General features: G+C 46.7%; 10 protein-coding genes. 6 read left to right on the top strand and 4 right to left on the bottom strand.

Features of this window, described 5'->3' with window-relative positions; all coding sequences use genetic code 11:
• Positions 1-56: 56 nt before the first annotated feature.
• Positions 57-1,448 (bottom strand): family 1 glycosylhydrolase, encoded by a 1,392-nt coding sequence (locus ABMY42_RS00220; protein WP_349265832.1) that lies wholly within the window; start codon positions 1,446-1,448, stop codon positions 57-59.
• 146 nt (positions 1,449-1,594) lie between these two features.
• Complete coding sequence (locus ABMY42_RS00225; protein ID WP_050925743.1) at positions 1,595-3,655, bottom strand: ATP-binding protein; 2,061 nt, start codon at positions 3,653-3,655, stop codon at positions 1,595-1,597.
• Positions 3,656-3,833: 178 nt separating this feature from the next.
• Between ABMY42_RS00225 and ABMY42_RS00230 the strand changes: the two genes are divergently transcribed.
• Positions 3,834-5,183, top strand: coding sequence for a sigma-54 dependent transcriptional regulator (locus tag ABMY42_RS00230; protein ID WP_171370689.1), 1,350 nt, complete (start codon positions 3,834-3,836; stop codon positions 5,181-5,183).
• Between the two features lie 64 nt (positions 5,184-5,247).
• Here the strand turns inward: ABMY42_RS00230 and brnQ are convergent, their stop codons facing one another.
• Positions 5,248-6,558 (bottom strand): branched-chain amino acid transport system II carrier protein, encoded by a 1,311-nt coding sequence (gene brnQ, locus ABMY42_RS00235; protein ID WP_349265833.1) that lies wholly within the window; start codon positions 6,556-6,558, stop codon positions 5,248-5,250.
• An 836-nt stretch (positions 6,559-7,394) separates the two neighbouring features.
• Here brnQ and ABMY42_RS00240 point away from each other — a divergent pair.
• From ABMY42_RS00240 to ABMY42_RS00260, 5 genes are all read left to right on the top strand, one after another.
• Positions 7,395-8,405: a TAXI family TRAP transporter solute-binding subunit gene (locus ABMY42_RS00240; RefSeq protein WP_005374185.1), complete on the top strand. Its 1,011-nt coding sequence runs from the start codon at positions 7,395-7,397 to the stop codon at positions 8,403-8,405.
• 88 nt (positions 8,406-8,493) lie between these two features.
• The gene (locus ABMY42_RS00245; RefSeq protein WP_172581311.1) at positions 8,494-10,617 is read left to right on the top strand and encodes a TRAP transporter permease; all 2,124 of its coding nucleotides are present in this window, start codon (positions 8,494-8,496) and stop codon (positions 10,615-10,617) included.
• Positions 10,618-10,625: 8 nt separating this feature from the next.
• A complete protein-coding gene (lhgO, locus tag ABMY42_RS00250; protein ID WP_045417080.1) occupies positions 10,626-11,858 on the top strand; it encodes an L-2-hydroxyglutarate oxidase in 1,233 nt (410 codons plus the stop codon).
• Positions 11,859-11,997: 139 nt separating this feature from the next.
• Entirely contained in the window at positions 11,998-12,531 is a 534-nt protein-coding gene (locus ABMY42_RS00255) for a GrpB family protein (RefSeq protein WP_045487081.1), read from the top strand.
• Entirely contained in the window at positions 12,516-13,010 is a 495-nt protein-coding gene (locus tag ABMY42_RS00260) for a hypothetical protein (RefSeq protein WP_230844728.1), read from the top strand. Before ABMY42_RS00255 ends, ABMY42_RS00260 begins: the two co-directional genes overlap by 16 nt.
• 31 nt (positions 13,011-13,041) lie before the next feature.
• Here ABMY42_RS00260 and ABMY42_RS00265 read toward each other — a convergent pair whose 3' ends face one another.
• Complete coding sequence (locus ABMY42_RS00265) at positions 13,042-13,449, bottom strand: cystatin (protein WP_349265834.1); 408 nt, start codon at positions 13,447-13,449, stop codon at positions 13,042-13,044.
• Positions 13,450-13,460: the final 11 nt, after the last annotated feature.

Consider the following 13,460-nt stretch of genomic DNA (forward strand, 5'->3'; position numbering starts at 1 on the left):
TTTTATATCTAAATAAACATGCACTTTGTATCTAGGCTTGTATCTAGATAATAAGCTTAGTTTTTCAGTGAGCCGCCCGCAGTGCGAATCACATCTTGATACCAGAAGAAGCTCTTCTTACGTTTACGTTCTAATGTACCTTGACCATCGTTGTGGCGATCAACGTAGATGTAACCGTAACGTTTGCTCATTTCAGCGGTTGAGTTCGCGACCAAATCGATGGGTCCCCAACTGGTGAAGCCCATCAGCTCAACGCCATCCAGAATCGCTTCATGTGCTTGTACAAGGTGATCGTTCAAGTAAGCGATGCGGTAATCATCTTGAATCTCACCGTTTTCATCGATTTCATCACGTGCACCTAATCCGTTTTCTACGACGAACAGTGGCTTTTGGTAGCGATCGTGAAGGAAGTTCAGCAGAACGCGCAGGCCTTTTGGATCGATCAACCAACCCCATTGGCTCTTCTCCAGATATGGGTTTGGTACGCTATCGACGATGTTACCCACTTCTTTTTGTTTCGGATCCGCGCTCGCACAACCACTTGCGTAGTAGCTGAATGAGATGAAATCGACACTTGCTGATGCGATCTCTTCTAAGTCGCCTGCTTCCATCTGAATTTCAATGCCATTTTCACGGAAGTAACGCTTCATGTAGCCAGGGTATTGGCCACGTGTTTGTACATCACCGAAGAACAACCACTTGTTGTTTTCATGCATTGCAGCAAGCACGTCATCAGGATTACAGGTATATGGGTAATTGATTGCGCCAAGCAGCATGTTACCAATCTTGCCGTTTGGTACGATTTGCTGACACAGTTTTACCGCTTTTGCGTTTGCGACTAGCTGGTGATGAATCGCTTGGTAAATCTCTTGTTCACTGGCGTCTTCTTGCAAACCAACACCAGTAAATGGTGCGTGCAGTGACATGTTGATTTCGTTGAATGTTAACCACAGCTTCACTTTGTCTTTGTAGCGTTCCAGCACGGTGCTAGCATAACGTTCGAAGAATTCGATGACGTGGCGATCACCCCAACCGCCATAATTTTCAACCAGCGCGTAAGGCATTTCGTAGTGAGATAAGGTCACGAAAGGCTGGATGTCGTGCTCGGCAAGTTCGTCAAAAATTTTATCATAGAACGCCAAACCTTCTTCGTTAGGTTCTAGCTCGTCACCGTTCGGAAAGATTCGGCTCCATGCCAAAGACAGACGCAGACAGTTAAAGCCCATCTCTTTAAATAGCGCAATGTCTTCTGGGTAGCGATTGTAGAAGTCGATCGCCACGTCTTTGATACCCTGCGTACGTTCTTCACGGGTTTGATGCGGACTCAAAATACCGTTTGGCAACATGTCTGATGTCGATAACCCTTTACCCCCAAGGTTGTACGACCCTTCTACTTGGTTTGCAGCAATAGCACCGCCCCAAAGAAAATGTTCAGGAAACTTAATCATGTTTCTCACTCTTTATCGTTTTGAAGTGTATGTTTTCTGTGTTCGAGAATAGTGTAGGTCAAGGAGGGATTCTTGTATCGAGATCGTGTTTTTCTCAAACGACGGGGATGCCTAGTTCTAACGGTGACTTTGTAATCGATACAAAATCACGCTGACTTGAACAATAAAGTGAAAATCAGCCCATTTTGTTCATTTTTATTCACGATAATTTGCCCATTCATATCGCGCATATTATTGGCGGTGATCGCTAATCCCAGCCCTAATCCCTTACCAATTTTCTTTGAGGTTTGGAATGGTTCGAACATGGATTCAAGCATTTTATCCGAGACGCCACAGCCATTATCACTTACCGTGAGCTCTACTTGATTGTCGGCTGGGGTGACGATCAAACTCAGCTGTGGATTGGCGGTTTGGTCCATTGCATCCAATGCATTCGACACAAGGTTGCCAAGGACCTGCAGAAGCCGTTGTTCTTCACCCATGATGTTAGGTAAGTCATGAGGAACGCGCACACGTACGTCCACGTTCTCTAATTGGGATTGGTACACCCGCAAAGTATCTTCGAGTGCAGAGGTGAGAGAAATTGCCTGTAAGCTTTCTGGTTTGTTGTAGGCGAACGTCTTTAGCTGACTGGTCATGCTTGCCATGCGATCAATCAGCTTCTGTACCAAAACATTGTTGGCTTTCATCATCTCCGTTTCGCCACGTTCTGCCAACAGTTCGTTTGTGGTGAGCAGGGTACGCAAGCCTGTCAGTGGCTGATTGAGTTCATGAGTGATCGCGCTCGACATGCGACCCAAAGCGGCCATTTTGCTCGATTCAATCAACTGGCTTTGCGCTTCTTTTAGCGCTTGAGTACGCTCTTCTACCCGCTGCGCCAGCTCTTGGTTTACTTGTTGCAGCGATTGCTCAGCTTTTTTCCGCTTAGTGATGTCGATGATTGTTGCAAGGAAATACTGATCACCATGCCAAGGGAAACTGGTCAGCGAGAACAGGACAGGGAAGACGCTACCGTCACTGCGTCTGGCAATGGTTTCAACCGTGCTGATCTCTGCGAGCTCTTTATGTTTAGGCAAGTCCTTTAGTAACTTAAGTGTGGTGGAATTGGGATTACCTGCGTCGAATAATTCCCAAGCAAAAGCGTGTCGATTGACGCTTTCTGGCAAGCAGAACAAGCGCTTTGCCATTGGGTTGAGATCGAACAATTGTCCTTGTTCATCAATCAATAGCAAACCTACGTGGGTCTTATTGATCATCTGTTTCAAGCGGCGTTGGGACTCTTCCAACAGGGCTTGAATTCGCTGTTGGTTGATGTGCTTTTGGCGACGTTGTAGACCAATGATGACGAGTAATACAACCAATAAGAGCAGCGCAGCTACGCTCCAACCAATCACGTTTATGGTTTGTTGAATCGGCTTAGAAGGGGTGAGGTAGCTTACGTACCAATTCAAATCATCCAATTTAACGGTGTGCGCAAAATAACGTTGTTGGTTGAGTGTCCACACACTGATATTGGTGTTGTCGTACAAGCGTTGCGTTTCTAACTGAACGGTGTTGCTCGGTTCGTTAAACCAGTCAGCGTTATAAAGCGAGCTACTCGATAGGAAAAAGCGTTGCTGGCGATTTTGCAACGTAATGATGTCTTGGCTAGTAATGGTCTGTTCGGTCAACAGGCTGAGGTTGATTTGCACCACCACAATGCCTGCGATATCCAGACCGTCGTAGATAGGGGCAGCAAGATAATACAACGGGCTCGAACCTTTGGTTTTGTTCACCAAGGAAACACCGCCGCCTTGATTGTGAATTTGTTCCACAATGGCTTTTCGGTCAGACAGGCTAAAGCGCTCTTCGATCAAACTCGATACCAATACTTCGCCAGAGTTAGACAGGATTAACCAGCCTTCTGTATTGGCGGCTTTATCTAGTTGAGTCAGCTGGGTTTGCAATGGCTCGTAATAAGTTCGATTTCCTTTCACAAACGCGATGGTTTCTGGATTGTTGGTAACAAGGTAAGGCAGATGGTAGAAGCGTTTAAGTGCACGGCGAACTTCACCAATATAGTCGAGCAGCTTTTGTTGAGCTTCGGTTTGAGTTTGCACACTTAACCATTGACGGGCGACCTCTCTACTGGCGCTATAGCAAGACAACATCAGCACTGCCGCAATTGCGACCACAAGCCATGTTTTGCCATTCCTTTTGCGCTGCATACTGACTCCATTCAGCTAGTGAGTTCTCACCGAGAGTCATTAAAGAGTGCGCCTAACTGGTTGGATGTTAAAGACTTGTAAGCAAGAAGTGAGATCTAGCTCCTTTTCTCCTCAGTGGTTTTTGCTACCGTTAACAAAGAGCGATTTCTTTCCCACCCCATAAAGCAGGCAGTAACTCATGGCTTTTGACGACATCCCTAAAATTGCACTTATCGAAGACGATGACATTGTTCGTCAGGCTACCAGTCAGTGGTTGCAACTCGCGGGGTTCGACGTGACCGCGTTTAGTTTGGGGGAGGAGGGCAAAGCCGCCATTCTTAGCCAAGAATTTGATGCGATTGTCAGTGATGTTCGCCTGCCGGACACCGACGGCTTGTCGATACTAGAAAGCCTGATTGCCAATCACATTCCAACGCCGGTTATCTTGATCACCGGACATGGTGACGTTGATATGGCGGTAGGCGCGTTACAAAACGGTGCGTTCGATTTTATCGAGAAACCTTTCCAACCTGAGCGCTTATCTCAACGTGTGACCGAAGCGGTCGAGAGTTATCGCGCACAAACTTCTACTCAAGATCGCCAAGAGTACCTATCTAGTGTTAGCGGCTTAGAAGAAGTGTTGATTGGGCGAAGCCGAGTGATGCAACAGCTTAGAGAACAAGTAGCCAAGTTAGCGCGCATTGATACTAACGTGATCATTTACGGCGAAACAGGTTGTGGTAAAGAGCTGGTGGCGACGAGCTTGCATAATGAAAGCCAACGCAGAACCCATCATTTTGTGCCAATCAACTGTGGCGCTATTCCTGAGAACTTGTTTGAAAGTGAGCTGTTTGGGCACGAAGCTGGGGCATTTACTGGAGCGGGTAAAAAGCGCATTGGTAAATTGGAATACGCGGATAAAGGCACCTTATTTTTTGATGAAATCGAGAGTATGCCGCTGTCGATGCAGGTGAAAGTGTTGCGTTCATTGCAGGAACATACGGTTGAGCGCGTTGGGGGTAATCAGCAGATCTCGGTTGATTTGAGAGTGATCGCCGCCGCGAAAGAAGATCTCAATGATCATGATGAGTTTCGTCAGGATTTGTACTATCGCCTCAATGTAGCGCAGATCTATTTGCCACCACTACGTGAGCGAGAAGAAGACGCGTTGATCTTGTTCGAACACTTTGCTCTGAAAAGTAACCCTGAGAGTCGTCCGCTTAGTGAAGCCGATAGAAAAGCCATTCTTGCTTACGCTTGGCCCGGTAACGTGCGTGAGCTGAGGAATGTCGCGATGCGTTTTGCACTGGATGAAACCGTCTCCGTGATGGAAATTCTCTCCAGTCGACCATCTTCTACAACCGAAGAGACACAAGCAGGCGTTCCATTGGCGATTCAGCTACACAACTTTGAACGTAAAGTGCTGCATGACTCGCTAGTTCGACATCAAGGACGAATTACGGATGTGATGGTCGAGCTAGATTTACCGCGCCGAACCCTCAACCAAAAGATGCAGAAGTTTGGTCTAAATCGCTCTGACTATACATAGAAAAAACGGCTTCTGAGGAAGCCGTTTTTTGTTGAGGTACTTATTTGCTAAAGTACTTTCCAATCTAGGCTTGGTTTGCCAACTCGGTATGTTGCTGAGTTGCCTTGCGGGTAAAGACGACACCCACAACCACCATGACAATCGTCGGAACAATCCAGCTTGCAAAGTAGTGGTACAGCGGCATGTTGCTGTCTAACCATTGGTTTGCGGCTTCTGGCATGTAACCTAGGATGTGCAGCGCATCAACACAACCAAACGTTAGAGCAGTGAACGCCGTCGCGACCACCATGATTTGCGACATCTTGTTGCGCACTGGTGCCATGATCATCAATGCAATCGCTACTGGGTGAAGCGCCACAACCGCTGGCAATGTGATAGCCAATAGTTGCTCCAGACCTACGTTGGCGATCAAACCTGCCAACACCATGGTCGTGATAACGCAGCCTTTGTAGTTCACTTTGCTGAAAGTGTTGTCGTAAAACTCACTGCCTGCGGTGGTTACGCCGATAGCAGTAGTCAAACACGCCAATACCATCACGGCACCTAGTAATAGTGAACCAAATGCGCCGAAGTGGCTGAAGGTGAACGCCGTTAAGATGTCGCCACCATTGCTAAACTCAGAACCTAAGTATGAGCTTGTTGAGCCAATGTAAGCCAATGAGATGTAAACAAACGCCATGGCAACCGCGTACATCAAAGCTGCGATTAGCGTGTATTTTGCGGTGGCTTTCGGACAATCCACACCCATGCTGCGAATCGCGCGGAAGATGATCCAACCAAAACCGATAGAACCTAATGCATCCATGGTCATGTAGCCTTGGGTTAAGCCTTCAGCAAATGCGCCAGATACATATGGTCCCGTTGCAGTAGTAAGCTCGCCGGCTGGATAAACCAGAGCGGTTACAGACATGATCACTAAAATAGCCATCAATGCCGGGGTTAAGATCTTGCCTAGGTTGTCGACTAATTTGCCCGGGTATAGCGCAAACAAAATGGTGATAACACAGAAAGCAATTGTGAAAGGTACCAAAGCGGCATCACCAAACATTGGTGCAAAGCTAAATTGGTAAGCCACGGTAATCGCACGTGGGATTACGAACGCAGGGCCAATCACAATAAATACCATCACCCAAAAACTGGTCGCCAAAGGTTTAGGTAGGGCAGCGGTTAATTTGTCTGAACCGTTTACGATAGCCACCATCACTAGTGCCATTGCAGGCAGACCTACACCCGTCAAGAGGAAGCCAGACATCCCGCTCAGAAAGTTTTCACCTGCTTGGTAACCCAAAAATGGAGGGAAGATCAGGTTACCCGCGCCTAAGTACATGGCGAAAGTCATGAAGCCCAAAGCGGCGATATTGCGTGCGCTTAACATTGTTATTCCTCTTATGTTTCGCTTGGAAGAAACTGAAAGGAATGGGAGGAGTATGTGGTGTTCCCGTCAGCTTCTTCTCAAGCTGACAGAAAGTTTAGATATAGCCTGTCAGCTCTGAATCAGTTCCAGAGAGAGCAGGAGGATCGCAGCAGCAACGCCAGATGGGCGTTTTAAAGCGAATTGTGATTGCGCAGTTGCTGACATGAGTGATCCTTAGTGACAAAAAAGCACCAAGGAATTCGTTTGCCTTGGTGTGTAGTTACCCTAACGAACATGAGGCTATTGGCACAACCCCGAAGTAGAAAATAAGTTGATACGGTCAATGTTTGTTTCTTAACTGGTGGATCGAACTGGTTTTTAAACTCAAAATTAGAATAAATGACTTTTCATTTCATTAACATGGATTGTTTTGCTGTATTTTTGTGCTATTTGTAGTCGTTTAGGCTATAAACCTCCGCTGGTAAAGTGAGCAGTTTAGAATGATGCGCTTTTTATTCTTATTGTTAAGACGCTCATTAGTTGTAGTCCAATCCAAAATCACGTCGGCAAAATATTGCTTATCAGCCAATCGTGCATTTATTTTGTCTTGATCACATTTCATTAACCTTTTGCGATCTAGGCGTGCAACCTTCTCCTCTTGAATAAGCAAGATCTTGCTCATCGCTTTGCTATCAAATCAGCATAATTTTGCTCATTTTTGATGTCTTTCTGTACTTATGTCAATAAATACAATGACTTAAAAGTTGGCATTTCAATTGCTCTAGGGAATTTGTTGTTAATAAAGATTTAACATGATGTAAATCCCCAATCGTGAAACGACTACACGGAGAGTAATAATGAAAATGAATAAGCTGGTAAAAGCTTTGGCTGTCGCTGTGACTTCTTTTGGTATTGCTGCTAACGCTGCGGCAGAAGATCGTAGTTACATTCTTGCAACGGCATCGACAGGTGGTACTTACTACCCTGTGGGCGTAGCGTTGGCGACGTTAAGCAAAGTGAAATTGGCACCAAAGCACCACTTCTCCCTTTCTGCAATCAGCTCTGCGGGCTCTGGTGAAAACGTCAAACTGCTGAACGAAAACGAAGCACAGTTCGCGATTCTACAAGGTCTTTATGGTGCGTGGGCTTGGTCTGGTGAAGGTCCTTATGAGAAGAGCGGTCGTCAAGAACAACTGCGTTCAGTCTCTATGCTGTGGCAAAACGTTGAGCACTTTATTGTTCGCTCTGACTTAGCAAAAACTGGCACAGTGACTGACCTGAACAACCTAGATGGCAAGAAGTTCTCTATCGGTAAGAAGAACTCTGGTACTGAGAACTCGGGTCGCCAAATCATGAAAGGTCTGAAGGTAGACCCTGATAAATTCAATCTTGCTTACATGGGCTACGGCGGCAGCGCGAGCGCACTTCAAAACGGCACCATTGACGGCATGAACACGCCTGCGGGTGTACCTGTTGGTGCGGTCACTCAAGCTTTTGCTGCGCTGGGTAAAGACATTTCGATTCTTTCGTTTACCGATGAGCAGATTAAAGAGGCGAATGGTAACTACAACCTATGGACGAAGTACGAGATCCCAGCGAACACTTATCCGGGTCTAGATAAGCCGATCACCACCATTGCACAGCCAAACTTCTTGGCAGTTCGTGAAGATATCTCGGAAGAAGACGTTTACCAGCTAACCAAAGCGATCTACGAGAACCTGCCTTTCCTACAAGGCATCCACAAAGCAACAAAAGCAATGGCGATTGAGAAAGCGATCGCTGGCTTGCCAGTGCCTCTTCACCCAGGCGCGGCGCGTTACTATAAAGAAATGGGCATCGAAATCCCATCAGACTTAATGGCGAAATAACGCCAACTTCGCCCCGAGTTTTGGCTCGGGGCATTTTATCCCTATCGATTTCTAAGATGGAAAAAGCCGCCAGAGCTTGGAGTATGAGATGAGCGACTCAATAGAAAAGGAATTGCAGAAGTTTGAGCTGCCCACGCGCACTGATTTTCCGTGGGTAACCACTACAATCACTGTGTTTGGCGTGGTGTTGTCTGCTTTGCACATTTGGTTTAATACCTTATCGACGTTACCAGAGTTATGGATTTCCGCGACCCACTTTGCTGGCTTTGCGGTGATTTGTGCGCTTTGGTATCCGGCTCATATCTCTCTCAAGCAGAGTAAGGTTGCACTCGGCATCGATGTGTTGATTGCCATAGGCGCGGTCGCGTGTTTGCTCTACATTCCCTATGCCGAAGATGCGCTATATGAACGCGGTGTTAAGTTCGTGACCAGCGATTGGGTCTTCGCCATCATGGCAATCCTGATTGTTATTGAGCTGATCCGACGCACCATGGGTTGGTTTATTCCAGTGCTGATTGTGGTGTGTCTGAGTTACGTTGTGCTTTGGGGTAAGTGGGCGACAGGTATTTTCCACTTCCCGGGTTTGAGCATGGAAACTTTGCTCTACCGTAGCTTTTATTCTTCTGAGGGCATGTTTGGCTCTATCTCGCGCATCAGTTGGACTTTCGTATTCATGTTCATTCTGTTTGGGGCGTTTCTCGTTCGCTCTGGTGTCGGTGATTACATTATCAATGTGGCACGTGCTGCGGCTGGCAAAATCATTGGTGGTCCCGGTTTTATCGCAGTGATTGGCTCTGGTTTGATGGGCTCAGTATCCGGCTCAAGTGTGGCAAATACGGTTTCAACCGGTGTTATCAGTATTCCTTTGATGCAAAAAGCAGGTTTCCCTTCGCGCTTCGCGGCGGGGGTTGAAGCTGCGGCGTCAACAGGTGGCCAGTTGATGCCACCAGTGATGGGTGCGGGTGCTTTCATCATGGCGTCTTACACGCAAATTCCGTATGTTGATATCATCGCGGTGTCTTTTATTCCTGCTCTTATCTATTTCTTGTCTGTGGCGTTCTTTGTGCGTATCGAAGCCAAACGCAGCGGCGTTCAAAAAATCACGACCAGTGATGAGTCTCTACTGAAAGTGCTGATCAGCGGTTGGCACAACCTTATCCCGCTGGCGGTATTGGTTACTTTGTTGGTTCAAGGCTTTACGCCAACTTACGCTGCTGGCTTGTCGATCATTTCTGTGGTGGTGGCTTCTTGGTTCTCAAAAGATCACAAGATGGGACCAAAAGCGATCATCGAAGCACTTTCACAAGGTGCGAAAAACATGGCGACAACCGCCGTATTGCTGGTGGGTATTGGTTTGGTGATCAACGTGATCAGCACAACGGGCATCGGCAACACGTTCTCACTGATGATCGACGGTTGGGCGAATGGTGACTTGTTCATCATGATCGTTCTGATTGCGCTCGCTTCTCTTGTTTTGGGTATGGGTTTACCCGTGACAGCGGCGTATATTGTATTGGGCACACTGTCTGCCCCTGCGCTTTACAAGTTGATTGCGGAAAACCAGTTGCTTGAATTGATGGTATCGGGTCAATTGCCTGAACAAGCAAAAGCCATCTTTATGTTGGCGGCGCCAGAAAAGCTGGAACTGCTTAATGCACCAATGGCGTTGGAAACCGCGAAAGAAATGGTGGCGCTAGTGCCTGCGGACTTTATGGAAACCCTACTAGAACAAAGTTTGGGTATAGAAGCGGTAGGCTTGGCATTGCTGGCTGCTCACCTCATCATCTTCTGGTTATCGCAAGACAGTAACGTTACGCCTCCAGTGTGTTTGACCGCATTTGCAGCAGCAACCATTGCAAAAACACCGCCAATGCGTACCGGTCTGATGGCGTGGAAAATCGCCAAAGGTTTGTATCTTGTCCCGTTGTTGATTGCTTACACAGGCTTGGTCAGTTGGGATGTGACGTCGGTGATTACCGTGGGCTTCTTTGCCATCATCGGAACCTATGCATTGATTGGTGCGATTGAAGGTTACTTGGAAGGTCCTCTAAACATTCTGACGCGTCTCTTGTTGGTAGTGGTGGGTACATTGCTGGTTTGGCACGACATCCCAATGTTGGTTCGTGTGGCAAGCTGCGCGGTATTTATCGCGGTGTTCATTTACAGTGGTCGCAAGTTCAAATTGCAACAATCTCAACTATCGGTTTTATAAGAGGTCGTATGAAATCAGTCTATGACTACATCATTGTTGGTGGCGGTATCGTTGGTGTGTCGACGGCATGGCAACTGCAGCAACGTCATCCAGACAAATCCATTTTATTGGTTGAGAAAGAGTCCGGTTTTGCCAAGCACCAAACCGGACACAACAGCGGCGTGATTCATGCCGGGGTGTACTATGCACCGGGCAGCTTAAAAGCCGATTTTTGTAAGCGTGGGGTAGAGCGAACCATTTCGTTTTGCGCTGAGCACGATATTCCGGTGGAGAACTGTGGCAAGTTACTGGTTGCGACCAACGAGCAAGAAGTCGAACGCATGAATGCTCTCTATGAGCGCTGTCATGTCAACGGCATCGACGTAAAGCTACTCGATGAAGTTCAACTCAAGCTGGCTGAGCCAAACATCACTGGCTTGGGCGCGATTTATGTCAAAACCACCAGTATTGTCGATTATCGTTTGGTCACTGAGCAGATGGCGGAAGAGTTCCAAAAGCTCGGCGGGCAAATTAGCCTGAGAACTAAAGTGGTGGCTGCCGAAGAGAAGGACGAAGAAGTCCAATTGACCTGCATTTCAGACGGTCAAACCATGCAGCTCAATACCAAGTTCTTGGTTACTTGCAGTGGCTTGATGGCGGATCGCATGACTAAGATGATGGGTATTCTAACCGATTTCCAAATCATCCCTTATCGCGGCGAATACTACCGTTTGGATAGTAAGCACGACCAAGTCGTGAATCATCTTATTTACCCAATCCCAGATCCTGATTTGCCTTTTTTGGGTGTCCACCTCACTCGTATGATTGATGGTAGTGTGACCGTTGGTCCAAATGCGGTGCAAGGCTGGAAACGGGAAGGGTACGACAAGGTCAACTTTAGCTTGCAAGATACCATGCAAATGCTCAGATTCTCCGGTTTCTGGAAGGTGACACAAAAGCATCTAAAAACCGGATTGGATGAGTTTAAAAACTCATGGTGGAAGCCGGGCTATCTCAAATTGGTCAACAAATACTGCCCAAGCATCAAGGTGGAAGATCTCAAACCATATCCTGCGGGTATTCGTGCGCAAGCGGTGTTGTCTGATGGTACCTTGGTTCATGACTTCTTGTTTGCTGAAAGCGCAAGAAGCCTGCACGTTTGCAACGCACCGTCTCCCGCAGCGACATCTGCAATGCCTATTGGGGAGTACATTTGCGATAAGGTGAATGAGAAGATAGAGGCCAAAACCGAGACGGTTTAACAGTAAAAAGCCAAACTAAAAGTACTCCAGACTCTATTTGTTGGGTGATTAGTGTCGGGTGTGCCGGAAGTTTGGCTTTTACTTTGGTGGTTGGATTACTTCCTTCTTATGATACTTGGGTTTATCAGGAGAGGGATGGATGAAACTAGGTTTAGCCAATCACAAAGTAGACGTCGTTAAACATGACCCAGCATGGCGGCAGGAGTTTGCACGCAGCCGATCTGAACTGGCGTTAGTGACGGAGATTCCGCCAACTCAAATCGAGCATATTGGCAGTACTGCTATTTTGGATATGCCTGCCAAACCCATTATCGATATTGTGCTAGGTATTGAGCACTTTCCTCATGTTTCTCCAAAGCTGATTGATGCACTGAAAAGTGTTGGATTTCTGCGCTTGAAAGTGGAAAAGCAAGATGAGATTGTCTTTGCAAAGTTCACCGATGATTCTTATCAAGTCAAAACACACTATCTGCACCTCACTCAGTATCAAGGACAGTTGTGGCGAGACTGGATTCAATTTCGAGATAGACTAAATGGAAATGCTGAGCTTAGAAGTGAGTACTTAGCTCTGAAGTTTTCTTTGGTGAAGCAAGCTGAAATTACCATCGAAAAATATACCGATGCTAAGACGAGTCTCGTACGTAAAGTCATAAATGAGTGGAAGACCGAATGAGGACACCGCTGGGGCTCATTTTGCTTTGTAGTGCATTTTATTCTTTTGCGTATCAACTGCACGAGCGCGACGAGAGTTATGTATTAGTTAGTCATGATCTCAGTGTTGACTATGTGGTCTATGTCCCAGGCTCTATGGAAGCAGAAATTACCAATGTGTTTAAATTTGATTGTGAAGGCAGTCGTGTTGAAGCGGTAAAAATTGGTAGCGAGATTAACAACGCAGCGACGTATGGCGAGCATCTCCAATACTATTTCTTTCTTGTGAGAGATCGTCAGTTTCACGTTCCTCTAAGAATTGTTGAATCTTTTCAAACGGTTGATAAAGAGTCCAAAGAGGTTCTATCGGAACATTTACCAATTACCAAGCATGATGCTTCTGATTTAGCATGCGATTTGATTCGACCTCAGATTATGAGTTATCAGTTTACACGAGCGTTTGAAGCTGTTGCTAAACCAGAAAATAACAAAGGCGACTAAACTGTCGCCTTTGCTGTATTTGGAAGAGCCTTTATGACTCGCCTTCTTTAGGGCAAAGTTCGCCCTTCTTGGCGTGTCTTTCGATCATGTAATCGCCGCGGGCGCTGTGCAACACAATCGCATTCCACACTTGCCCGTCTTTGAGTTCAAACTCCATCGCGTAGTGTATGCCGCCAACGACTTGAGTTCTCACATCATTGATTTGTTTTAGCTTATCCGTCGCGTTCATTTGATGCAGAATCATACTGAGTGAGCGCTCCGCATCTGGTGTAACTTTCGCAATCTGCCAACCACCTGGTACACCACCTTGTGAGCTGCAGATGGCTTGCATTTTCTTCTTCAAAGCTGGTGACATTTGTTTGTCGACTGCAAATGTGCTGGTTGCAAATGGCAGGGTAGATAACACCAAAACAGCCGTCCACATCATCCTTAACTTCATAATTCACTCCG

This window comes from Vibrio sp. SSH13-20 (assembly GCF_040104475.1).
In the GTDB taxonomy this organism is placed as follows: domain Bacteria; phylum Pseudomonadota; class Gammaproteobacteria; order Enterobacterales; family Vibrionaceae; genus Vibrio; species Vibrio harveyi.